This is a genomic window from Arthrobacter sp. zg-Y1219 (genome assembly GCF_030125545.1).
Classification (GTDB): Bacteria; Actinomycetota; Actinomycetes; order Actinomycetales; family Micrococcaceae; genus Arthrobacter_B.
Genome location: NZ_JASKLY010000016.1, coordinates 163,858 through 186,241 on the forward strand (window position 1 = coordinate 163,858; position 22,384 = coordinate 186,241).

The 22,384-nt window shown below is 67.0% G+C and carries 24 protein-coding genes and 1 rRNA gene; 15 read left to right on the plus strand and 10 right to left on the minus strand.

All coding sequences use genetic code 11. The features are described from left to right. The first annotated feature begins 39 nt into the window (after positions 1 to 39). Positions 40 to 459 (plus strand): VOC family protein, encoded by a 420-nt coding sequence (locus QNO00_RS14115; protein WP_284024965.1) that lies wholly within the window; start codon positions 40 to 42, stop codon positions 457 to 459. A gap of 72 nt (positions 460 to 531) precedes the next feature. Continuing rightward, positions 532 to 1,476 (plus strand): tRNA glutamyl-Q(34) synthetase GluQRS, encoded by a 945-nt coding sequence (gene gluQRS / locus QNO00_RS14120; RefSeq protein ID WP_284024979.1) that lies wholly within the window; start codon positions 532 to 534, stop codon positions 1,474 to 1,476. Between the two features lie 93 nt (positions 1,477 to 1,569). On the opposite strand, the gene QNO00_RS14125 is transcribed toward gluQRS, so the two are convergent. Beyond that, complete coding sequence (locus QNO00_RS14125) at positions 1,570 to 1,863, minus strand: hypothetical protein (RefSeq protein WP_229964402.1); 294 nt, start codon at positions 1,861 to 1,863, stop codon at positions 1,570 to 1,572. An 866-nt stretch (positions 1,864 to 2,729) separates the two neighbouring features. On the opposite strand from QNO00_RS14125, the gene QNO00_RS14130 reads away from it, so the two are divergent. The 5 genes from QNO00_RS14130 to QNO00_RS14150 all read left to right on the plus strand — a co-directional run bounded on the left by QNO00_RS14130 (position 2,730) and on the right by QNO00_RS14150 (position 5,591). Beyond that, positions 2,730 to 3,095, plus strand: coding sequence for an ArsR/SmtB family transcription factor (locus QNO00_RS14130; RefSeq protein ID WP_229964401.1), 366 nt, complete (start codon positions 2,730 to 2,732; stop codon positions 3,093 to 3,095). Further along, positions 3,092 to 3,601 (plus strand): SRPBCC family protein, encoded by a 510-nt coding sequence (locus QNO00_RS14135; protein ID WP_229964400.1) that lies wholly within the window; start codon positions 3,092 to 3,094, stop codon positions 3,599 to 3,601. Before QNO00_RS14130 ends, QNO00_RS14135 begins: the two co-directional genes overlap by 4 nt. Next, positions 3,598 to 4,086, plus strand: coding sequence for an SRPBCC family protein (locus QNO00_RS14140; protein WP_229964399.1), 489 nt, complete (start codon positions 3,598 to 3,600; stop codon positions 4,084 to 4,086). Before QNO00_RS14135 ends, QNO00_RS14140 begins: the two co-directional genes overlap by 4 nt. 36 nt (positions 4,087 to 4,122) lie before the next feature. Continuing rightward, positions 4,123 to 4,542 (plus strand): VOC family protein, encoded by a 420-nt coding sequence (locus QNO00_RS14145; protein WP_229964398.1) that lies wholly within the window; start codon positions 4,123 to 4,125, stop codon positions 4,540 to 4,542. A gap of 686 nt (positions 4,543 to 5,228) precedes the next feature. Beyond that, positions 5,229 to 5,591: a hypothetical protein gene (locus QNO00_RS14150; protein WP_284024966.1), complete on the plus strand. Its 363-nt coding sequence runs from the start codon at positions 5,229 to 5,231 to the stop codon at positions 5,589 to 5,591. Between the two features lie 61 nt (positions 5,592 to 5,652). On the opposite strand, the gene tatA is transcribed toward QNO00_RS14150, so the two are convergent. The 8 genes from tatA to QNO00_RS14190 all read right to left on the minus strand — a co-directional run bounded on the left by tatA (position 5,653) and on the right by QNO00_RS14190 (position 14,289). Beyond that, on the minus strand, positions 5,653 to 5,871 hold the full coding sequence (tatA, locus tag QNO00_RS14155; protein ID WP_284024967.1) for a Sec-independent protein translocase subunit TatA: 219 nt from the start codon (positions 5,869 to 5,871) through the stop codon (positions 5,653 to 5,655). Between the two features lie 73 nt (positions 5,872 to 5,944). Next, positions 5,945 to 6,619, minus strand: coding sequence for an N-acetylmannosamine-6-phosphate 2-epimerase (locus QNO00_RS14160; protein ID WP_284024968.1), 675 nt, complete (start codon positions 6,617 to 6,619; stop codon positions 5,945 to 5,947). Beyond that, on the minus strand, positions 6,612 to 7,661 hold the full coding sequence (locus QNO00_RS14165) for an ROK family protein (protein WP_284024969.1): 1,050 nt from the start codon (positions 7,659 to 7,661) through the stop codon (positions 6,612 to 6,614). Before QNO00_RS14165 ends, QNO00_RS14160 begins: the two co-directional genes overlap by 8 nt. A gap of 2 nt (positions 7,662 to 7,663) precedes the next feature. Next, positions 7,664 to 8,596 (minus strand): dihydrodipicolinate synthase family protein, encoded by a 933-nt coding sequence (locus QNO00_RS14170; protein WP_229964394.1) that lies wholly within the window; start codon positions 8,594 to 8,596, stop codon positions 7,664 to 7,666. 71 nt (positions 8,597 to 8,667) lie between these two features. After that, a complete protein-coding gene (locus tag QNO00_RS14175; protein ID WP_229964393.1) occupies positions 8,668 to 9,483 on the minus strand; it encodes an ATP-binding cassette domain-containing protein in 816 nt (271 codons plus the stop codon). Beyond that, positions 9,480 to 11,633: a dipeptide/oligopeptide/nickel ABC transporter permease/ATP-binding protein gene (locus QNO00_RS14180; RefSeq protein ID WP_284024970.1), complete on the minus strand. Its 2,154-nt coding sequence runs from the start codon at positions 11,631 to 11,633 to the stop codon at positions 9,480 to 9,482. The genes QNO00_RS14175 and QNO00_RS14180 overlap by 4 nt, the downstream gene beginning before the upstream one ends. A 3-nt stretch (positions 11,634 to 11,636) precedes the next feature. Continuing rightward, positions 11,637 to 12,596, minus strand: a complete 960-nt coding sequence (locus QNO00_RS14185) for an ABC transporter permease (protein ID WP_229964391.1) — start codon at positions 12,594 to 12,596, stop codon at positions 11,637 to 11,639. A gap of 88 nt (positions 12,597 to 12,684) precedes the next feature. Beyond that, complete coding sequence (locus QNO00_RS14190) at positions 12,685 to 14,289, minus strand: ABC transporter substrate-binding protein (protein WP_284024971.1); 1,605 nt, start codon at positions 14,287 to 14,289, stop codon at positions 12,685 to 12,687. A 284-nt stretch (positions 14,290 to 14,573) separates the two neighbouring features. Here QNO00_RS14190 and QNO00_RS14195 point away from each other — a divergent pair, with 284 nt between their 5' ends. The 8 genes from QNO00_RS14195 (at position 14,574) to QNO00_RS14230 (ending at position 22,162) form a co-directional block, all read left to right on the plus strand. Further along, the gene (locus tag QNO00_RS14195; RefSeq protein ID WP_231712030.1) at positions 14,574 to 15,278 is read left to right on the plus strand and encodes a FadR/GntR family transcriptional regulator; all 705 of its coding nucleotides are present in this window, start codon (positions 14,574 to 14,576) and stop codon (positions 15,276 to 15,278) included. A 20-nt stretch (positions 15,279 to 15,298) separates the two neighbouring features. Then, positions 15,299 to 16,033, plus strand: a complete 735-nt coding sequence (locus tag QNO00_RS14200) for a glucosamine-6-phosphate deaminase (RefSeq protein ID WP_284024972.1) — start codon at positions 15,299 to 15,301, stop codon at positions 16,031 to 16,033. Beyond that, positions 16,030 to 17,361: an N-acetylglucosamine-6-phosphate deacetylase gene (locus QNO00_RS14205; protein ID WP_284024973.1), complete on the plus strand. Its 1,332-nt coding sequence runs from the start codon at positions 16,030 to 16,032 to the stop codon at positions 17,359 to 17,361. The genes QNO00_RS14200 and QNO00_RS14205 overlap by 4 nt, the downstream gene beginning before the upstream one ends. Before the next feature lie 124 nt (positions 17,362 to 17,485). Next, positions 17,486 to 18,040, plus strand: coding sequence for a TRAP transporter small permease (locus QNO00_RS14210; RefSeq protein ID WP_229964386.1), 555 nt, complete (start codon positions 17,486 to 17,488; stop codon positions 18,038 to 18,040). Further along, positions 18,037 to 19,311, plus strand: a complete 1,275-nt coding sequence (locus QNO00_RS14215; protein WP_229964385.1) for a TRAP transporter large permease — start codon at positions 18,037 to 18,039, stop codon at positions 19,309 to 19,311. Before QNO00_RS14210 ends, QNO00_RS14215 begins: the two co-directional genes overlap by 4 nt. Before the next feature lie 121 nt (positions 19,312 to 19,432). Next, positions 19,433 to 20,458, plus strand: a complete 1,026-nt coding sequence (locus QNO00_RS14220; protein ID WP_229964384.1) for a DctP family TRAP transporter solute-binding subunit — start codon at positions 19,433 to 19,435, stop codon at positions 20,456 to 20,458. Positions 20,459 to 20,463: 5 nt separating this feature from the next. Then, a complete protein-coding gene (locus QNO00_RS14225; RefSeq protein WP_284024974.1) occupies positions 20,464 to 21,486 on the plus strand; it encodes a phosphotriesterase family protein in 1,023 nt (340 codons plus the stop codon). Position 21,487: 1 nt separating this feature from the next. Beyond that, positions 21,488 to 22,162 carry a TetR/AcrR family transcriptional regulator gene (locus tag QNO00_RS14230; protein ID WP_284024975.1) on the plus strand — a complete coding sequence of 225 codons (675 nt, stop codon included), beginning with the start codon at positions 21,488 to 21,490 and terminating at the stop codon, positions 22,160 to 22,162. Between the two features lie 144 nt (positions 22,163 to 22,306). Here QNO00_RS14230 and rrf read toward each other — a convergent pair. Beyond that, positions 22,307 to 22,384 (minus strand): 5S ribosomal RNA (gene rrf / locus QNO00_RS14235); the annotation flags it as partial.

Consider the following 22,384-nt stretch of genomic DNA (forward strand, 5'->3'; position numbering starts at 1 on the left):
CCGCGGGAATCTCCGGGCGGCCGCTGCGGTTGTGTCCGTATGGATACCTCTGCAGCCACTCCTCCACCGTCCGTCCGCCAGCTGCGGCTGGTGATCGCTGCCGAGGATTATGCGGCGGCGCTCGCGTTTTACCGCGACACCCTGGGACTTCCGGAGCTGGAGGCCTACTCGGGCGGCGACGGCGCCGAAGTCACCATTTTGGACGCCGGCCGCGCCACCCTGGAGATCTCGAATCCGGCACAGGTCCGGTTCATCGACCGGGTCGAGGCGGGCGGCGAGCCCAGCCTGAAGCTGCGGGTGGCCTTTGAGGTCGACGACGGCGCGCGGGCCACCCGGGCAGCGGTCGACGGCGGCGCCGAGCTGGTGGCCGAGCCCCGTGAAACGCCCTGGCGGTCGTTGAACTCCCGGCTCAACGGCCCCGAAGGCGTGCAGCTGACCCTGTTCGAGGAACTGGACTAGGCCCGCAGCGGGTTTTCCGTTGGGTTTGCCTCCGGGCAGGCCCCGGGTTTGTAAGCTGAAGCGGTGTCCGAAATTCCGCCCGCATCCCCCGCTGCGGCCCCCGCCCTAATCTCCGTCGCGCCCTTCGCAGGAGCCGGCCGCTTCGCCCCGAGCCCGACGGGAGATCTCCACATCGGCAATTTCCGCACGGCCATCCTGGCGTGGCTGTTTGCCAGGTTCACGGGGCGCAGTTTCCTGCTGCGGGTGGAAGATTTGGATCCCGAGCGCTCCCGGACCGAGGCCGCGCAGCTGCGTGACCTCACCGCCGTCGGGCTTTCCTGGGACGCTGCGCCGATCCGTCAGTCCGAACGCACCGAGCTCTATCTGCAGGCCATCGATCGGCTGGACGAAGCCGGCAAAGTCTACGAGTGCTTCTGCACCCGCAGCGAAATTGCCGACGCACCGCGGGCTCCGCATGCTCCGCCCGGCGCCTATCCCGGCACCTGCCGCAACCTCAGCAGCGCCCAGCGAGCCCGACGGCGGCGGCTGCGTCCCGCTGCCCTGCGGCTGCGCAGCGAGGTGGAGCAGTACACGGTGACCGACCTGCTGCACGGGTCCTTCACCGGACCGGTGGACGATCTGGTGCTGCTGCGCAACGACGGCGTGCCGCCCTACAACCTCGCGGTGGTGATTGACGACGCAGCGCAGGGCATCGACCAGGTGGTGCGCGGCGGTGACCTGCTCAGCTCCGCTCCCCGGCAGGCGTATCTCGCTTCACTGCTGGGCCTGCCGCCGGTGGAGTACGCGCATGTTCCGCTGGTGCTGAATTCCGCAGGGCAGCGGCTGGCCAAGCGCGACGGCGCCATCACCCTGGGTGCGCTGGGAGACGCGGGAGCCGGCCCCGGGCAGGTACGGGACCTGATCCTGGCCTCGCTCGGGCTGCCACCCGGCACGCTCGAGGAGGCACTCGAGGAGTTCTCCCCGGCACGGCTGCCGCGCGAACCCTGGGTGTTCACCGCACCGCTCGTCCGGCGGTGAAAGCGGGTAGGAGGGAGAAGGCGTCCGGCGGTGAAAGGCGTCCGGCGGTGAAGCCGGGCCGTCTGTGGGCCGTTCCGCGGAGATCCGGCCCGGTCAGCCTCCGCCGAGCCGGATTCCCAGCGCCAGCAGGAAGGCCGCCAGCCCGAGAACTCCCACGATGGCGGCATCGCGCCGGTGGTGCAGCCAGAGCCAGGAAGGTCGGCCGCTGAAAAACGCGTAGAGGCCAGTGATCAGCAGAATCAAGCCGGCCATCCCCACGTAGCCCGGCAGCCCGGAGGCCACTCCCTGGGCGATAACCAGCAGCAGCATCAAGAGCCCAAAGACGAAACTGCCCCAGTGGAAAGCGGGTTCGCCGCGGACATGTGAAGGTGAAGCCGAACTAGTCATGGTCATCCCAACCGGATCGTTATTCAACCAGAGCCTTGTCCCCGCAGATCGTTATCCCAGCAAGCGCTGCGGCCGCCGGAGCCTTAGCCCAGCAAGGGCGCAACCGCCGGAGCGCGGCTGCTGCGGTACCTGAACCGGGGCCGCAGCCTGCACTTCCCATTGTCCGGCGGCGGGGCGGGACTGTGAATAGCGGCCCTTCCGGCTGGGGGCGGCCCGCCGCGATCGGCGTCCACCTCCTACCGGGCCCGACGGTCCGCGCCGAGTTCTCTCGTGCAGATAACGAACTCTAAGGGGCCCGGAGCGGATCTATCGTGCAGATAAGGCTCTCCTACCGGATGATTTGGACGATTAGAGGCCCTTATCTGCACGAGGAATTTCGGGTGGCTCCGTCGAGTGCGCAGATCTGGCAAGTTCGTATCGGCCTGCCCCGTCGAGTGCGCAGATCTGGCGAGTTCGTATCGGTCTGCCCCGTCGAGTGCGCAGATATGGCGAGTTTCAGCGCCGTCAGGTCACCAGACCTGCACTTTCGCGAACCCAAACCCACCAGACCTGCGCTTTCGCGAAGCCAAACCCACCAGACCTGCACACTGGTCGGGCCAGCCAACCGACCCACCCAAGCCACCCAAACGCACCCCCAGCGGGGCCCAACCCCGCCCACCAACCCCCGCCGCCGCACCCCCGCCGTCGTCGTCGGAAAGTTTCCGTAAGAGATTCCCGGAGAACCCTTGACCCTCCCAAAACCGGGGCGTAGATTCGTAATCAACCAACAGGTTGAACAACCACAACCTTGATTACGGTTGAAGGATTGTCTGCTTCCGTTGGTTGTCAGTACCGTGAGAATTCGAACTACAGAAGTTGACCGCGGCATGGAGACTGCAGGCGATGAGGCACAGCTCGACCGGGCCTTCCAGGCTCTGGCCGATCCGGCCCGGCGCCGCATCATTGCCCGGCTTTCCCGGGGCCCGGCCACGGTCAACGAGCTGGCGGAACCCTTCGAGATGTCCAAGCAGGCCGTCTCGAAGCACATCCAGGTCCTCGAGCAGGCACAACTGGTCACGCGCAGCCGTGACGCGCAGCGCCGGCCCGTCCACCTGAACCCCGCACGGTTGGAGGCGCTGACCGCCTGGATTGACCAGTACCGGTTGATCCGCGAGCAGCAGTTCCGCGGCCTTGAGGCCGTGCTCCGCAGACAGGCCGCAGCAGCCGGCCGTCAGCCAAAGGATCCATCATGACCAACGCACTGGAACTCAACGTCCCCGAGGGCGTCCCGTTCATCAACTTTTCCCGGGAGCTGGATTTCCCGGTTTCCCAGGTCTTCAAGGCCTATGCCGATCCGGACCTCATCGTCCAGTGGCTCGGTCCGCGGGGCATGAAGATGGACATTGATCACTACGATTTCCGCAGCGGCGGTTCCTACCGCTACATCCACACCGGCCCCGACGGCGTGCCGTATACGTTCAGCGGCATCTTCCACACCGTGCGGGAGAACGAATTCGCCGTCCAGACCTTCGAATTCTCCGGTTATCCCGACGTCGTGAGCATTGAGTTCATGACGCTGGAGCAGCTCGACGGCGACCGGACCCGGATTAGCGCCCACGCCGTTTATCCGTCAATGGAGGCCCGCGACGGCATGGCCTCGTCCGGCATGGAAGGCGGCGTGTCCGAGGGCTTTGACCGGCTCGACGAACTCCTCGCCCAGCTGCAGGAGGGTGCGCTGCAGGGAGAAGGTGCGCCATGAGCAATCCGTTGACGGTCCACATGCCAGAGGGCGAGCCCTATGTGCACTATGAGCGCGAGTTCGATTTTGCCGTGCACCAGGTCTTCCAGGCGCACGTCGACCCGGAGCTCTTTGCCCAGTGGATCGGACCGCGGGAGATGACCACCCGGATCGATACATTTGAGCCCCGAACCGGCGGCGCCTACCGCTTTGTGCAATCGGGCGACGACGGCGTGGACTATGCCTTCCACGGCCTGTTCCACACCGTGCGCGAGGACGACTTCGTGCTCCAGACCTTCGAGTACGAGGGGTATCCGGACTCGGTGACCCTCGAATATGCCACCTTCACGGACCTCCCCGGCGGCCGGAGCAAGCTGACGGGCCGGTCCGTCTTTCCATCCGTGGAGTCCCGCGATGGCATGGCTTCCGCCGGCATGGAGGTCGGCATGTCCGAAGGCTATGACCAGCTCGACGAGCTGCTCGGCAAGGGCCTGTCCACAGGCTAGCGACACAGCAACCGCAACGCAGAAAGCAGGTGCATCATGGATTGGACCTTGGAAGTCGTGGTCCTGCCGGTCAGCGATTTGAACCGGTCGATCGCCTTTTACCGCGACCAGGTCGGATTCACCCTGGACCACCACACCGTCGCTGAGCAGATGGAATTCGCGCAGCTGACTCCGCCGGGGTCGGGCTGCTCCATCGTCATCGGGGACCTGCCGTCCCAGCAGCAGATGGCCCCCGGGTCGATGCACGGCATGCAGCTGGTGGTGTCCGATGCCCGGGCGGCCCGGGAGGAACTGGTCGGCCGGGGCGTGGAGGCCAGCGAAGTCACCGTCATTGACCCGCGCGACGGCGGCACGTTCTTCGGCTTCGCTGATCCGGACGGCAACAGCTGGGCGGTGCAGGAGATGAAGGTCCGCGCCGAGCAGCCGCTGATTCCGCACAGCACGCCGACGCCCTGACCGGCTGCTGGAGCTGCGGAACCGAATACGCAGAACTGAAAACAACAGAACCGGACCGGCATTCCGCCGGTCCGGCTCTTTTTTTCGATCGTTGACCCCGGGAGCGAAGCAAGCGTACTTTCGGAGTGCAAGCTCCATAAGGCGAAGACCAGATCGATGACTTGGATACTGTGCACCGGGGCGCTTCTTGACCAGCCCGTCAGGGACTCCCGATCCAGTTCACCCCGCATAACTGCCAGGTTTCGTCGGCGTTGGTTTCGCAATCCCGCAGCCGTGCGTACTCCTCTGAGATGCCGTTCCGCTTACCGGATGTGTGGTTCTCTCCCGTACCTGGGCCCAGTGCGCCGTCGCCTCTTTAGCCCGGGCGGAAAGGAATCCCCCGGTATAGATGGACCGGAGGAACAACCGTGAAAAACCGCAGCGCCACAATCGCCGGATTCGGAATCCTTGCCTTCTATCTGGCCGGTTGTTCAGGCTCTCAAGACGGAGCCCAACCCACCGTCACAGAAACCATCACCGTCACGTCCAGCCCAGGGCCAACAATCACAGAACCGCCACCGCCCACCAGCAGCCCCAGTCCCAGCCCCCGCCCCACCAACAGCCCCAGCTCCACCAGCAGTCTTACGCCCCGGCCGGACGGTCCTCCCGTCCTCGGATTTGGCGAACCTTTCGATTACAGCGACGGCGTGACCGTCAACGTGACCAACCTCGGCACCGACTACGTCGACTCTGGTGCGGAAAGCAGCGGCGGGCAGGTTGTCGTACTCGAACTCGCCATCACGAACAACACCGGCGAGGCCTGGGATCCCGCCGGGGCCGACGGCACAATGACCTACGGTGCGGAGGGCGTCACAGCGGATGAAGTGTTCAGTTACGAGAATGGATGGTCCGGCGGCTATTTCACCAGCACCCTCCTGCCCGGCCGCACTGCAACGGTGAACACCGCCTATGCCATCCCCAACGTCGGCCTCGGCGATCTTGTCTTCGAGTTCACTCCTGAATCGGGAAGCTGGGAAAGAGGCGCGGTCTTCTACGTCTCACAGCCATAAAGACAGCCGTCGCAGGGGACCGGATTCCGTAGGAGGCCACCGCTGAGATCCGATCCGCCGGCTACGGCCGGCCGGCCGTTACCGGACCCACCGGAGGAAGGTCCGATGCAGCCGCCGGATTCTCCGCCGGCGGGTTCTCCTCCTTCAGCTGCCGCACCTCGGAGCGGAAAATCCGCAGCGATTGGCCCACGCTCCGCGCCATCCCGGGCAGTTTGGGCGCGCCGAAGAGCAAGACGGCCAGAAGAACCAAAATGACCAGGTGCCAGCCTTCAAGTCTCATGACGGTGTCCTTTCGGGACGGTTGGCGAGGATCCCGGATAGGTCCGGCAGCATCGGGTTCGGGACTGCAAAAGTCAGGACTGCAGAGCCTCGGCAAACCAGCCGGTGATGGTGGTGGGATGCGTGATGGCGGTGCCGACGACGACGGCGAACGCTCCGGCCTCCAGGCAGGCGCGGGCCTGTCCTGGCGAGTGGATGCGGCCCTCGGCGATCAGCGGCCGGCCCAGGTCTAGGGCGGCGATCTCGGCGATCAGCTCCAGGTCCGGGCCCACGGTCTTCGGCCGCTCGCCGGTGTAGCCGGCCAGCGTGGTACCGATCAGGTCCGCTCCGGCGTCGGCCGCGGCCTGCGCGTCCGGGACCGAGCCGCAGTCGGCCATCACCAGCGCATCGGTCTGCTGGTGCAGGGCAGCGATGGTCTCCGCCAGGCTGCGCCCGTCCGGGCGCGGCCGGCGGGTGCCGTCGATCGCCACGATGTCCGAACCCGCGGCGGCGCAGGCCAGTGCGTGCTCCAGCGTGGGGGTGATGAACACGCCGTCGGCACCGTCCTTCCAGAGTCCGATCACCGGCACGTCCACCGCAACGCGGGTCCGTTCCAGGTCCTCGATGCCCTGGATGCGCACCGCCACGGCTCCGCCGGCGACGGCGGCCTGCGCCATCTGCGCCATGGTCCGCGGATCCCGCAGCGGCTCCCCCGGATAGGCCTGGCAGGAAACGACAAGCTGGGACTTCAGGCTGTTCAGGTCAAGCATGGGAGTTCTCCAGTGGTGGTGCGGTCGAAGCGGAGGCGAGGCGGTCAAAGGCGAGTTTGGCGGCGCCCACCAGGGCGGCGCCGGAGTCCAGGGCGGCAGGAACCACGGGCAGGCCGGCCAGCGGGTCCATCAGTTCGGCACGCAGTGCGGCCCGGAACGGGGTCCACCACAGGTCCCCGGCTGCGGTGACGCCGCCGCCGATCACCACGATGGACGGATCCAGCACGTTGGCGAGCCCGCCCACCGCCTGCCCGGCCGCTGCGGCGCCGATCGCCAGCGCGCGCATGGCAACGGCGTCACCGGCGGCGGCCCGGGAGGCCACGTCCCGTCCCGAGACAGTTTCGGCCGAGACGGTTCCGGCCGGCACAGTTCCGGCCGAGACAGCAGCGCCGGTCAGCCGCTGGTACAGCAGCGCGATGGACGGCCCGGAGGCAATCGCTTCCACGTGCCCGGCCCGGCCGCAGCTGCACGGCAGCGCGCGGCCGCCGTCGTCGTACGCGCGGGGCGAGGCCAGGTGCCCCACATGGCCGGCCACTGCCCGCGCACCCAGGTGCGGTTCGCCGGCCAGGATCAGGGAGCCGCCGACGCCGGTGCCCACCGCCACCAGCAGGCTGGAGGCGGATCCGGCGGACGCGCCTTTCCAGTGCTCGCCCAGGTTGTGGGCGTGCACATCGTTGACCGCGTACGCGGGCAGTCCGGCCTGTTCGCTCAAGTGGGCCGCCAGCGGCGTGCCGGCCCAGCCGGTGAGTGAATCGGTGGCCGAAGCCACCGATCCGTCCCGGGCATCAATGACGCCGGCCGAACCGATGCCCACCGCCACCGGATCCAGCCCCGCAGCGCGGGCCGCGGCCAGCAGGGAGCTGACAAGCCCGACGGCGGTGGCCAGGATCGCCGCCGCTCCGGCGGTGGCCGGGGTGGGCCGGAACTCGGTGGCATGGAGCATGCCGGTGTCGTCGACAATGCCGGCGGCGGTCTTGGTGCCGCCCAGGTCCACTCCGATCACGCAGCGTCTGCCCGGAGGCATCGGTTTGCCAAGGGGCATGGCTACATCAGGCCGTTGCGCTCAAGGATGGTCCGGATGGCGGCTGTTTCTGCGTCGTTCAGGCTCACCATCGGTGCGGACATGAGGTTGGTGTCGATGACGCCCATGAGCATGAGCGCCGTCTTGAAGGCGCCCAGGCCGGCTGCTCCGCCGGAGACGCGGCCCGGAGTGGGCGTGTAGACGATGTTGAAAACGTCGGCCAGGCGGTCCTGTTCGGCGGCAGCCTTGGCAAAGTCGCCGCTGGCGGCGGCGTCGAACAGCCGGCGGTAGCCGGCCGGATCCACGTTGCCCAGTCCGGGGACAACGCCGTCGGCGCCGCCGAGCAGGGCGCCGTCGACGACCACTTCGTGGCCGGTGAAGATGGAGAAGTTGTCGATGCCGCGGGCGGCCAGGACGAGCTGGCGGAAGGAGACGTCGTCACCGGAGGAATCCTTGACGCCGGCGATCACCTGGTCGCGGCCCAGCTGGATCAGCAGGTCCAGCGGCAGCTTGTAGTTGGTGCGGACCGGCACGTCGTAGGCGAACAGCGGCACGTCCAGGGCGGCGTGGATGCTGCGGAAGTGGGTGTCCGTTTCCTTCGCGTCGGTCAGCGCGTAGAACGGCGAGGTGACCACGAGGGCGTCGGCGCCGAGGCCGATCATCTTCCGGCCTTCCTCGATGACGCGGTTGGTGGTCTGCTCGGAGGCACCGACGATCAGCGGCACCTGTCCTGCGTTGACGCCGGCGATGGTGGTGACCACCAGGTCGCGCTCGTCATTGGTCAGGTACGGCACTTCGGCGGAGGAGCCGAGGACGAACAGGCCGTGCACGCCGCCTTCGAGCAGGTGCTTGGTCACCCGGGTCAGGGAGTGGGTGTCGATGCTGCCGTCGGCGGAACGCGGGGTGACGACGGGGGGAATGACGCCGGTGAACTGGCGGATGGGCTGAGAGGCCACAGATATCTCCAAAGTGCTGGTGGTGGTTGGTGCGGTGGAACGAATCATGAGACGGGTGAAGCGGGTGGAAATCAGGGGTGCAGCAGGCTGGGCGCGGCGCCCAGGAGCTTGCGGGTGTAGTCGTCGGCCGGGTTGGCGAAGATCTGCTCGGCCGGTCCTTCTTCGACGATCCGGCCGTAGTACATGACGCAGATGCGGTCGGAGACGTAGCGGACGGTCTGGATGTCGTGCGAGATGAAGACCATGCCCAGGTTGAGTTCCCGCTTCAGGTCAGCGAGCAGGTTCAGCACCTGCGCCCGGACCGAGACGTCGAGGGCCGACGTGGGTTCGTCGGCCACGATGACGGCGGGATCCAGGGCCAGGGCGCGGGCGATGGCCACGCGCTGGCGCTGGCCGCCGGAGACCTGGTGCGGGGTCACTTCGGCGGCGGTGTAGGGCAGCCCCACCAGGGCCAGCAGGTCCTTGACCTTGGCGGCCCGGGAGCGGGCGTCGCCGATGCCGTGGACCTGCAGCGGATCGGTGAGGATGTCCTGGATGGTCATCCGCGGGTTCAGTGCGGTGGACGGATCCTGGAAGACGACGGCGACGTCCTGGCCGAAGCGCTTGCGGTCCGCGGCGCGGCGGATGCTGATCCGTTTCCCGTGGAACAGGACCTGCCCGGCGGTGGGTTCCTGCAGCCCCACCAGGACCGAGGCCAGGGTGGACTTGCCGCAGCCGGACTCCCCCACCACGCCCACGGTCTCACCGCGCCGGACGGTGAAGTCCACGCCGTCGACCGCCTTGACGATGTTGGGGCGGAAGATGGAGCCGGTGCGGGTGCGGTGGTGGACCTTCAGTCCGCGCAGTTCCAGGACCGGAGTGTTATCGGTGGACGTCTCGGTGCTCATGCTTGTCCTTCGGTGGTGCTAACGGAGGCCAAGGCGGCGCCGTCGTCGTTTTGGCGCTCTGTCAGGTGGCTGGCCCAGTAGTGCTCCCCGGCGCCCACCCGGACAAAGGACAGGATCTGGTCCGGATCGGCGTCCGGGCGCAGGGACCGCTCGGCAAAGCGGTCACCGGCCGCGAACTCGCGCGGCGAGGGCACGGTCCCCTGGATCTGGTGCAGCCGGTTGGCGTCGGATTCGATCGAGAGCACGGCGCCGAGCAGCCCGCGGGTGTATTCGTGCTGCGGATTGCGCATCAGCTCGGAGGCGCCGGCCGATTCCACCACCTGTCCGGCGTACATGACGGTGATCCGGTGCGCCAGGGAGGCCACCAGGGCCAGGTCGTGGCTGACGAAGACCATGGCAAAGCCGAGTTCCTCGCGCAGTTCGTTGAGCAGGTCCACCACCTGTTTCTGGACGGTGACGTCCAGCGCGGTGGTGGGTTCGTCGGCGACGATGATCTTCGGCGAGCGGGAGAGCGCCATGGCGACGAGCACACGCTGGCGCTGTCCGCCGGAGAGCTCGTGCGGGTAGCTCTTGAGCGTGCGGTCCGGATCCAGCTTGACCATTTCCAGCAGCTCGCGCGGAGACTTGCGCCCGTTGCGGCGGGTCAGCTGCAGCAGCTGGTCCTTGATCAGCATGGACGGGTTGAGCGAGCTCAGCGCGTCCTGGTAGACCATGGCAATCTGGTCGCCGCGCAGTCCGCGGTAGCGCTGGTCGCGTTCGCGCTTGTCGTTGGTCAGCAGTTCCTTGCCCTGGAAGGTGATGGAACCGGACAGCACCGCCGTGGGCGGCAGCAGGCCCATGATGGCCAGCGAGGTGATGGACTTTCCGCAGCCGGACTCCCCCACCAGGCCCATGGTTTCGCCCTCGCGGACGGTGAAGCTGACGCGGTCCACAATGGCGGTGTCGCCGTAGCGGCCCGGGAACCGGATGGAGAGGTCGCGGACCTCCAGGATCACCGGCGCTTCGGCCGGCACGGCGGGCAGCCGGTCGGTGCGCTGCTCCTCCACGGCGGCCAGCAGCTGCAGCTCCGCGGCCAGGGCAGCCAGCGAACCGGGCTGGTTGATGCGGGTGCCGACGGCGGCGGGAGCGGCGTCGTCGTCCATTACGGTGTCGTCCACTACCGTACCGGCGGCTGCTGTCGGCGGGGCGGGAACGACGGCGGCGCCGGCCGGTGCGGGAACGGCAACCTTGACTGTGCTTTCCTTCGCCAGGGCCTCCTTCACCGGGGCAGCACGGCGCGGGCGCGGATTGACCATGGCGTCGGTGAGGCCTTCGGCCAGGATGTTGAGCGCCAGGACGGTGAGCAGGATGGCGATGCCGCCAAACGTCGTCGGCCACCAGGCGCCGCTGAAGACCACGTTGCGGCCGTCGGCCATCACGTTGCCCCACGAGGCGGAGGGCGGCTGGACGCCGGCACCGAGGAAGGACAGCGAGGCTTCGAGGATGATCGCGTCGGCCACCATGACGGTGGCGAAGACCAGCACGGGGGCCGCGGTGTTGCGGACCACGTGCTTGGTGAGGATGAACAGCCGGCCGGCGCCGATGACGCGTTCGGCGCGGACGTAGTCTTCGCCGTACTGGGCCAGCACGTTGGCGCGGACCACCCGGGCCAGCTGCGGGGTGTACACGATCGCGATGGCGAAGATGATCACCGGAACGGTGGAGCCGAAGAGCGCGACCGAATGGTCCTTGAGCGCGAAGAGCAGGGCGGCGGCCAGGGCGATGCCCGGAAACGCCATCATGATGTCCAGCACCCGCATGATGCCCTCATTGACCCATTTGCGGGAGGTCGCGGCCAGGGCGCCGAGGATGGCTCCGAGGACGACGGCGACGATCACCGAGCCCAGGCCGATGGCGGCCGAAACCCGGGCGCCGTAGAGCAGCCGGGAGAAGACGTCGTAGCTGGAACCGTCGGTGCCCATCAGATGCTCGCCGCCGGGCGGAAGCACCGGGGCGGAGGATTCGTTTTCGCCGAACGGGGCGAGCCAGGGTCCGGTTACGGCGATGAACGCCACCAGGACCAGGAAGCCCAGGGCGAGTTTGGAGCTGAGGTTCAGGGAGGTGAAGCGGGCGCCCGAGGTGGCGAGCCGTTCAGCGAGTCCGTTGCGCATGTCTTATACCGTCCGGATCCGGGGATTGATGAGTACGTAGAGGACATCCACCAGGATGTTGACGACGACGAAGGCCACGGCGATGGTCAGCACGGCGCCCTGGACGAGGTTGGTGTCCGAGGTGTTCAGCCCGACGATGATCAGGTCACCCATGCCGTTGAGGTTGAAGATTTTCTCGATCACCACGGCGCCGCCGAGCAGGTAGCCGATGCGCAGGCCCAGGACGGTCACCGGGGTCACCAGGGCGTTGCGCAGCACGTTCCGGGCGACCACGGTCCGGTACGGAACACCGTTGCCGATGGCGGTGCGGACATAGTCGCGGTCCAGCTCCTCGACCATCGAGGTGCGCACCACGCGGATCAGGGAGGCGGAGACCGGCAGGCCCAGCGCGAGGGCTGGGAGCGCCATGGAGTACATCCAGCCGACAAAGCCGTATTGTTCGGCCCAGTCCAGGCCGCCGGTGGGGAAGATGGAGCCGGCGGGCAGTGCAAACCACTGAATGAGCAGGATGGCCAGCCAGAAGGACGGCGTGGCAATCGCGGCGATGGAGAAGACGCGGATGGCCTGGTCCGGCCAGCGGTCCCGGTACAGGGCGCTGGTGACGCCGAGGACCAGGGCCAGGAACACGGCCAGCAGGATGCCCAGCAGGGTCAGCTGCAGGGTGACCGGGAACGCGGAGGCAATTTTGGAGGCCACCGATTCCTCCGGCGGGTTGGTGAAGCCGAAGTCCAGCCGCACCACGCCGCCCAGGTAGCGCAGGAACTGCACCAGCAGGGAGTCATTCAGGCCGCGGTCCTCGCGGAACGCCTCCTTGGCCTCTTCACTGGCGTTTTCGCCGAGGACGGCTGTGGCACGGTCTGCCGGGATCACCGACAGGACGATAAAGACCATGATGGTCACGCCAAGCAGCATGAATGGCAGGGCTGCCAGCCTGCGGCCCAGCAGGCGCAATAGTGTTGCCATGTTTTATTTCTCCAAGTGGTGCGGGGGCCGGCCTGACGGAGGAGGGTGCGGTCTTGGGGGCTTTCCCCTCCTCCGTCAGGCCGGGGTCTTACTTCCGGCCTACGCCTACGAAGGAAAGACCGGTGGTCGGAAGCGGCTGGAAGCCGTCGAGGGTGCCGCTGTCCCAGGCGGTGGGAAGCTGCCGGTGGAACAGCGGGTACAGCGGCGCCTCTTCGGCAACGATGTCGACGACGGCTGCGTGCAGCTTCTTCGCCTCGGCCGGATCCAGCTTCACCGCTTCGTCCAGCTTGGCCGTGATGTCAGCGAACTCCGGTGTGCCGGACCAGGCCATGCGGTTCTTCGCCCAGGTGTCGCCGCGGAAGAACCAGCTCAGCAGCAGGTCGCCGTCGTTGCCGAAGACCGAGGGGTCGCCCGGGGCGATCAGAACGTCGAAGTTCAATCCGCCCACCTTTTCCGGTGCGTAGACCGCTGCCGACTGCAGCGGCTCCAGCGTGGTGGTGATGCCGATGGCGTCCCAGTTTTCCTTGATCAGCGGGGTCACCCGGGTGACCCAGCCGGCGTCGGTGGAGGTCAGCGTCAGGGTCAGGTTTTCGACGCCGGCTTCCTTCAGCAGTGCCTTGGCCTTCTCCGGGTCATAGCCGTAGACGGTGCCGGCCTCGGTGTAGGAGGGATGGCCCTTCTGGAAGTAGGAGGTCGCGGCGGCGGCGTTGCCCAGCAGCGCCTTCTTGATGATGTCCTCGGTGTTCGTGGCGTAGTGCAGGGCCTGCCGCACCCGCTTGTCGGCAAACTTCTCCGACACGCAGTTGAACATGAGGAAGAGCAGCCCGAAGGACTGCACCGACTCCACGTCGAGCTTGGCCTTCAGCTGGTCCACGTCCAGGTAGGGGATGTCCTCGATGGCCTGGGTCCGGGACGGGACCGAGGCCACGCGGGCCGCCGGATCCGCCAGCAGCAGCCAGGTCATGTCGGTGACCTTGGCCGGATAGGAGCCGTTGTATTCCTCGAACTTCTTGAAGACAATGCGGTCTTCCTTGACCGCCGAGACAAACTTGTACGGGCCGCTGCCTACCGGTGCCAGGTCGAAGGTGGCCGTGTCCGAGGCCAGCGCCTTGGGAACAATCTTGACCACGGAGATGCGCGGGGAGAATTCGGCGAAGGGGTACTTCAGCGTGAACTTCACTGCGTCGCCGTCGGCGGTGACGGAGGCGATGAAGGGGATGAAGCCGGCAAACAGGGACTTGTTGGCCGGATCGAGCACGCGTTCAAAGGAGAAAACGACGTCGTCGACGGTGACGGGAGCGCCGTTGTGGAAGGTCGCTCCTTCGCGGAGCGTCACCCGGTACGTGGTCTCGTTGAGCTTCTCCGGCTCCGCTGCTGCCAGCGCCAGGTAAGGCTCCCGGGTGGCCGGGTGCAGCTCGGTCAGGCCTTCGAAGATGTGCAGGTTCGCTGCCACCGGCGTCGCGCCGGTAGCAGCCATCGGGTCAAAGCCGGTGGACAGGGAATAGGAGATTCCGGCCTCGATGGAGTCTGCGGCAACGGCGCCGGTGCCGGTGGCCGCGGGAGCGCCGCCCGGGCTGCAGGCAGCCAGGGAGCCGGCAAAAGCTGAAGCGGTGCCCAGGACACCGGCAATGCGTAGAAAATCGCGCCGGCTAGCGTTCCGGAGGAAACCGGTGCTTTCAGAAGTTGTGCTCATCAAGGTGCCTCACCATTCGGGTGTGATGCGGATATCGGACGTAGGACATCCCATGCGGGTTGATTAGACTGTAGGCTGAATCACAACAGTGGGTCAAGCACGTCACACCTATGAACCGCAGAACTCCGGCCGGGGCGCTGTCCCGACCGCGGCGGACCCGCTCTGTGCATATTGCTCGAAGAACCATTTCCGAAGGAGTTCCGATTTTGGTGAACGACACCACAACGCCTACGTCCAGCGAGGCAGGCAGAACCTCAGCGGCGGCGCTCCCCGCCCAGGCCCGGCTGCCGCGGTTCAGCGCCCAGGCAAGACTGGCGGCCCTGCAGAACGACATCATGGAACTGATCCTGGACAGCAAGCTCGAGGCCGGAAGCCCGCTGCCCACCGAGGCCGAGCTCTGCTCCGCGCTGGGCGTGGGCCGCAATACGCTGAGGGAATCCCTCAAGGTCCTGCAGGCCCTCGGCGTGGTCGAGATCCGCCACGGCTACGGCATGTTTGTCGCTCCGACCAACTTCGATGCCCTGACTGCCGGACTGAGCTTCCGGGGACGGCTCTCGCTGCGGCAGCAGGGCAAGGAGGCGCTGGAACTCGTCGATGTCCGGCAGACCTTGGAATCCGGGTTGATCGGACAGGCAATGAGCCTGATGACCCCTGCTCATCTGGCCCGCATTGAAGAAACGGTGCGGGAAATGGAATCGCTGGCCGATCAGGGGCAGGCACTGGCCGCAGTGGACTCGGAGTTCCACCGGCAGCTGTTTGAGCCGCTGGACAATGAGCTCCTGACCCACCTGCTGTCAGTATTCTGGGATGTCTACAGCCGGATCCATGCCGAGGCCGGCATGAAGGCAGGCAGCCTGCACGCCACCGCGCAGATGCACCGTGAAATCTTCGAAGCCGTAAGCGCCGGGGACAGGACGCTGGCCTCGGAGCGCATCAACAACCATTTCGACGGCATCCGCGAAGCCATCCACGACATGGTCAGCCGATGACCGGGGTAAAGGACAACACCATGACGGTTCGAATTCTGGACAGTCCGGCAGCAGCCGGAGCCGCGGCCGCCGCCGTCGTCCGGGACTGCGTGCAGGACAAGCCCGACGCCGTGCTCGGCTTTGCCACCGGCTCCTCTCCGCTGCCGCTGTACAACGCGCTGGCGGAATCCGGTGAAGACTTTTCCGGTGTTCGCGGGTTTGCCCTGGACGAGTATGTGGGGCTGCCGCCCGGCGACCCCCGCAGCTACGCGACGGTGATCAACAGTGAAGTGGTCGAGCGGCTGGGCCTGCCGCAGGGTACAGTCCGCGTGCCCGACGCCGCCGCCGCCGATCTGGACGCTGCGGCGCGGGAGTATGAGCAGGCCATCCGCGACGCCGGCGGCGTCGACCTGCAGATCCTCGGCATTGGCCACAACGGCCACGTCGCTTTCAACGAGCCCGGTTCTGCCCTGGATTCCCGCACCCGCGTGGAAGAGCTGGCCGAACGGACCCGGCGCGCCAACGCCCGCTTTTTTGACTCGCCGGACGAGGTTCCCACCCGCTGCCTGACCCAGGGCCTCGGCACCATTCTCGACGCCCGCCACCTGCTGCTCATCGCCCACGGCGCGGACAAGGCCGAAATCGTTGCGCGCGCCTTGCAGGGACCGGTCACCCCGGACTGCCCGGCCTCCGCACTGCAGCTGCACCCCCGCGTCACCGTGGTGCTGGACCGCGCGGCTGCCGCCAAACTCACCGACACCGGGACGCCGGCGTGAACCCGCCGGAACATCCCTCACCCGCCCTTCCGTCCGTGACGGTCATCCGCGGCCGGATCCTGCTGGAATCCCGCATCGTGGAGAACAGCGCGATTGCCGTCGCCGGCGGCAGCATCCTCTACGCCGGGCCCGAGTCCGGACTCCCCGCGGCGCTGGCAGAACTCGACGCCGGAGCCGTTGCCGGCGCTGGCCGCATCGCCGAAGTCCGCCTGCCACCCGGGCAGCTGGCGGTCCCCGGCCTGATAGACCTGCACACCCACGGCGGCTACGGCGTTGACTTCCCGTCCGCGGATGCCGGTGCCGCCCGCTCCGCGCTGCAGCGCATGCACGCCGCGGGCACCACCACGGTGCTGGCCAGCCTGGTCACCGCGGCGCCCGCCGATCTGCTCTCCGGCCTGGACATCTTCGCCGGGCTGGCGGAGGCCGGCGACCTGGCCGGCATCCATTTGGAAGGTCCGTTCCTGGCCGCGGCCCGCTGCGGCGCCCAGGATCCGCGCTGGCTGCGCTCCCCCGACCAGGCCTTCGCCGCCGACCTGATAACCGCCGGCCGCGGGCACCTGCGCACCATGACCTATGCTCCGGAACTGCCCGGCTCGGATGAGCTCGTGGACCTGCTCACGGCGCATGCGGTGGTTCCGTCGCTCGGCCACACCGCGGCCACCGCTCACGACGCCGGCGCTTCCCTCGCGCGGGCGGCGGCGGGACTGGCGTCCCGCCGGCAATATCCGGGCGGAGCCGGAGCGGCCCCCCTGCCGGACTCCATGCCGGAATCCTTGGCGGAATTGGTGCCGGGACACGTCCCGGGACCGGTGCCGACAGTGACGCACCTGTTCAACGGCATGGATCCCATTCACCACCGCTCGCCCGGCGCGGTCACTGCGGCGCTGCGCGCAGCGCGGGCCGGCAACGCCGTCGTCGAGCTGATCGCCGACAACACGCACCTGGACCCGGTTCTGGTGGCCGCCATGTTTGAACTGCTGGGCGCTGGAAACATCGCCCTCGTCACTGATGCGATGGCGGCCGCCGGACTCGCTGACGGACGGTACCGCCTGGGTCCGGCCGAGGTTCAGGTCCACGACGGCGTGGCCCGGCTGGCCTCCGGCGCGATTGCCGGCGGCACCGCCAGCATGCTGGATCTGGTGCGAAATGCCGTAGCTGCCGGGGTGCCCCTGGAGGCTGCCCTGCAATCCGCCACCGAGGTTCCTGCCCGGGTGCTGGGACGATCCGGGCAGATCGGCACCCTCGCCGCCGGTGCCGCTGCCGATGTGCTGCTGCTGGATGCCGAACTCCAGCCGACCGGCGTGATGCGCGGCGGAACCTGGCTTTAGCCCCGCCGGCAGGGCAAAAACTGAGCCGGGCACCCAAGTATTTTGTGACCATACTGTGATTTGAGCCGCAATGTAATAACCAGTACGTTACTCCCGAGATCCGGATCGTCGACAAGGGAGTCACGTGACGAACAGCCAGCGGGAACCGCAGGCATCGCGGGGGCGATGGCGGAGCATCGAAGTGTGGATCACCCGCCTCGAGGTGACCATCGGTGCGCTGTCGCTGATCACCATCCTGCTCATGGTGTTCCTGCAGGCGCTGCAGCGGTATTTTCCCGGCGACGGCTTTGCCTGGACCGGAGAACTGGCCCGCTTCTCCCTCATCTGGCTGACGTTCGCCGCGGCGGGCGTTCTCGTGAGCACAAACGGCCACATTGCTCTTGAAATCATGGACGCGGTGCCCAACCAGATGGTCGTCCGGTGGGTGCAGGTGTTCGCCCTGCTCGTCGTGGCCGCCACCGGCGTGGGCCTGGCGGTGGAGGCCCTTGCCCTGATCGACTCGCAGCAGATCATCAAGTCGCCGGTGCTGCGCGTCCCCATGTCCGTTGTCTACATCCCGGTGCTCATCGGCGTCGCCAGCATGACCATCCGCGCCCTCGTCGCTGCCGTCCTCGTTGCCCGGAACGGGCCGATGCTCACGGAATACGACGGCGACGACGGACCGGGGGTCCTCTCATGATGCTCACGCTGCTCGGCATCGCGATCGCGGTGCTGCTGGTGCTGCGGGTACCCGTCGCGATCGCCTTCCTCGGCCCATCTCTGGTCTACATGAGCCTCAACGGCCGCTCCCCCGGCAGCGCCCTGCGGGAGGTCGCCAACGCCGCCGACAGTTTCCCGTTGCTCGCTGTTCCACTGTTCATCCTTCTCGGCGCCCTGGCCAACCACGCCGGCATCGCCGACCGGTTGTTCCGCTTTGCAATGGCGGCCTTCGCCTCGGTGCGCGGAAACCTGGGCTATGTGAGCGTCGGTGTAAGCCTGGGGTTCTCCTGGATGAGCGGGTCGGCCGTCGCCGACGCCGCGGCGCTGGGAAAGGTCGAGATCCCGGCCATGCTGCGCAACGGCTACAGCAGGCGCTTCGCCACCGGCGTCGTGGCCTCCTCGTCGCTGATCGCGCCGGTCATGCCGCCGAGCATTCCGGCAGTGATCTTCTCCGGCCTCGCCGCCGTATCAACCGGCGCCCTCTTCGCGGCGTCGGTCATTCCCGCGCTGCTGATGACGCTGGGGCTGTGCATCGTCGTGTTTTTCCTGGTGCGGCGCCAGCCGAACCTCGTGCGCGGCAGGTTTGACCGGACCGAGTTCCTCCAGTCGCTCAAAGGCGTCATTCTCCCGCTGCTGGCACCGATCATCATTCTGGGCGGCATCCTCGGCGGCATCTTCACGCCCACCGAGGCTGCTGCCGTTGGCGTCGTGTACATGCTGCTGCTGGGCATAGTCCAGCGCTCCCTGACCCTCACCGGGCTGATCGCGGCCATCAAGGAAACCGTTCTCACCACCTCCGGCATCATGCTCATCGTTGCCAGCGCCTCACTGCTCGGCTACATCCTGGCGCGCGAGCGGCTGCCCCAGATGCTCACGGAAGCCCTGTTCGGCCTCACCGACAATCCCACGGTGTTCCTGGCGCTCGTCGTCCTGCTGGCACTGGTGCTGGGCTGCGTGATCGACGCGACGGCGATCCTTGTGCTCGTTGTGCCCATCCTGATGCCGATTGCCATTGAATACGGCGTCGACCCCGTCTCCTTCGGCGTGCTGCTGATCATCTCCCTGATGATCGGCCTGCTGACGCCTCCGGTGGGAACGGTCCTCTTTGTCACCTCCGCGGTCTCGAAGACCCGGATCGGCGAGGTCTTCCGCGGATCGCTGCCGTTCATCATTCCGTTCCTGGTGATCGTCATCCTCATCGTCTTCTTCCCCGATGCGGTGCAGACGCTGCCGCGATGGCTGGGGCTGTGAGGCCATGTTCGCCACGAAGCTTTGCGGTCTGGGCGCAAAAAAACGCGGTGGAGGAGCTTCCTCCCCGCGGTTCCACCACCTGTCCGGCTATCCCCGGCGGACCCTTTGAGAGGAAGAATCGATGACAGAACGACGAACCAGGCTCACGGCCTGGACCGCCCTGGCCGCGCTGCCAGCACTGCTGCTGGTCGGCTGCGCGGGCGGGGAAACTGAGTCGGAAGGCGGCGGCGGCGAGGAAGAAATCGAGCTGACGCTCGCCCACAGCTACAACGAGGATCAGCCGCAGCACCGCTGCGGCGCACAGGTTATCGCGGACGAGGTCGCCGCGGCCGACGCCGGGATGACGGTGGAGATTTTCCCCTCAAGCCAGCTCGGCGGCGATGCGGACCGCATCTCATCCGTCGAGTCAGGGGACATCGACATCGACATCCAGGGCGCCTCGGCCCTGGGTGCCGTGTATGAACCGATCAGCGTGCTCGACGCCGCCTACGTCTTCGAAGACGCCGATCATCTGGCCGCTTTCATGGCCAGCGAGGAATCGCAGACGGTCACCGACGGATTCGCGGAGGCCGCCGGCATCCAAACCCTCGGCGCGTGGTCGGCGGGTGCGCGGCAGTTCACCGCCAACGCCCCCATAGCCGAACCTGCCGACTTGGAAGGGCTGCGGATCCGGTTCCCCGGTTCACCGCAGTTCCTGATGAATGCTGAGGCCCTGGGCGCCTCCGCCACCGAGGTGGCCTATGAGGAGCTGTACCTGGCGCTGCAGCAGGGCACTGTTGACGGCCAGGAGAACCCGATCACCAACATCCAGGCACAGAACCTCGCCGAGGTGCAGGACTATCTGAGCATGACCAATCACCAGCTCAACACCAATCTGGTCATTGCCGGTCCCGTGTGGGACGAGCTCTCGGAGGAGCAGCAAAGCGTCCTCAATGCTGCCGTCGAGACAGCCGTCAGCGAGGTGACGGAGTGCGTGGCAGCCGATGAGGAAGAGACGTTGGCGGAGTGGAAGGCCGCGGGCGACTGGGAAATCATCGAGGATGTGGACACCGAGGCGTTCAAGACTGAGGCGCTTGAGTATTTGGAGGGAGAGTATTCCGGCGACTCGCTGGCAGTGTTCGAATCAATCCGGGCAACGGCGGACTGACCGGGGTGGGCTCGCCGAGGGCGGGCACCGTTTCGACGTTCACCGGCGAGGTGCCGGCTGACCAGCTCGGCACCACTCTGGTCCACGAGCATGTCTTCGTCGGCCATCCGGAACTGGACCTGAACTGGCCGCATCCGGAATGGAACGAGGAGGAAGCGCTCGACCGGGCGGTGGCTGGTTTCGGGCGGCTGCACGCGCTCGGGGTGCGCACCGTCGTCGACCTCACGGTTCCCGGCCTGGGGCGCGACGTCAGGCGGGTGCTGCGGGTGGCCGAGCGGACCCCGGTGCGGCTGATCGCCGCGACCGGCTACTACACGGCGGACGGCCTGCCCCAGTTTTTCCGGACCCATCGCCCGGGCGGGCTGGTGGGCGGCCCTGATCCGCTCATCGAGATGTTCCTGCGGGACATCAGGGAAGGGATAGCCGGGACGCGCGTGCGTGCCGGCATGCTGAAGGTCTTTTCGGACTCCGGCGGCATCACGCCTGACAGCGAACGGGTGTTCGCCGCTGCAGCGCACGCCCATCTCGAGACGGGAGTACCACTGACCACCCACTCACATGCGGAGTCCCGCGGCGGGACGGCGCAGCAGCAGCTGCTCGCCCGCCTCGGGGTGCCGCTGGATCGCGTGGTTATTGGCCATGCGGGTGATTCGGAGGACTTGGACTACCTGATGTCGCTGGCCGACGCCGGGTCTTTCCTCGGTTTCGACCGCTTCGGCATGGAGCACGTCGTTCCCGATGCGCAGCGGTTCCGGACGCTGTGCGCGCTGCTCAGCCGTGGGTACGCGGACCGGATCCTGCTGTCGCACGATGCCGCGTTCTTCAGCAGGATGACGCCGCCGTCCTGGCGTTCACGTACCGTCCCCCACTGGCACATGGAAACGGTGCATCGGCGGGTGTTGCCGCAGCTCCGGGCGGCGGGCTTCGCCGAGCCGGTGTTGAGGATGCTGATGATCGGGAATCCGCGGCGATTACTGGCTAATGATGTGGCCGCGGATCCAGCGGCTGAGATTGAGGAGGGCACCTGAGGTGGAGGAACTTAGAGAACTGGCCGAGGGTTCCGCCGGGCCGCCCGCAACGGAACGGAAGCGGGATCCGGAACGCACGCGGGCCGAAATTCTGAAGGTCTCCACCGAAGTGTTTGCGGCGCAGGGCTACTCGGGAGCACGGGTGGATGAGATTGCCGCGAGAACCCGCACGACAAAGCGCATGATCTACTACTACTTCGGCAGCAAGGAACAGCTCTATCTCGAGGTGCTGAAGAGTGCCTACGGCGGCATCCGTGCTGCGGAACGTGCCATCCATGTCGGGGCGCTGGGCCCCATCGAGGCAGTGCGCCGCCTGGCGGAGCTGACCTATGACCACCATGTACGGCACAGCGATTTCATCCGGCTAGTGATGATCGAGAACATCCACCGCGGCGTGTTCATCCGACAAATAGATTCGATCCGCGGACTCGTTGCGCCGGCCGTCGGCCTGCTGGAGGAGATTCTGGAGCGCGGCCGTGAGGAGGGAGTCTTCCGGCACGATGTGGACGCCTTTGACGTGCATCTGGTCATCAGCGCCTACTGCGTCTTCCAAGTCGCGAACCAATACACTTTTGGCCATCTCTTCGGAAGAGACCTGCACGCGCCGCCGCTCAGCGACCATCTCCGAACTCTGCTTGGAGATGTGGTGGTGGCTTGGCTGGCGGCCAAAGAGTGAGGATTCTCTCGCGAGATGGCAGTAAGTGCTCTTCCCGGGGCCGGGACGTGTTCTGCCATCTCGGCGCGGTGTTAAACAAGTAAGGCCCCGCCAAGGGCGGGGCCTTACTCTCTGAACAACCGGTGTCTTTCAACCGTAAATATTGTCCGGCGGTGACCTACTCTCCCACATCCTCCCGGATGCAGTACCATCGGCGCTGTGGGTCTTAGCTTCCGGGTTCGG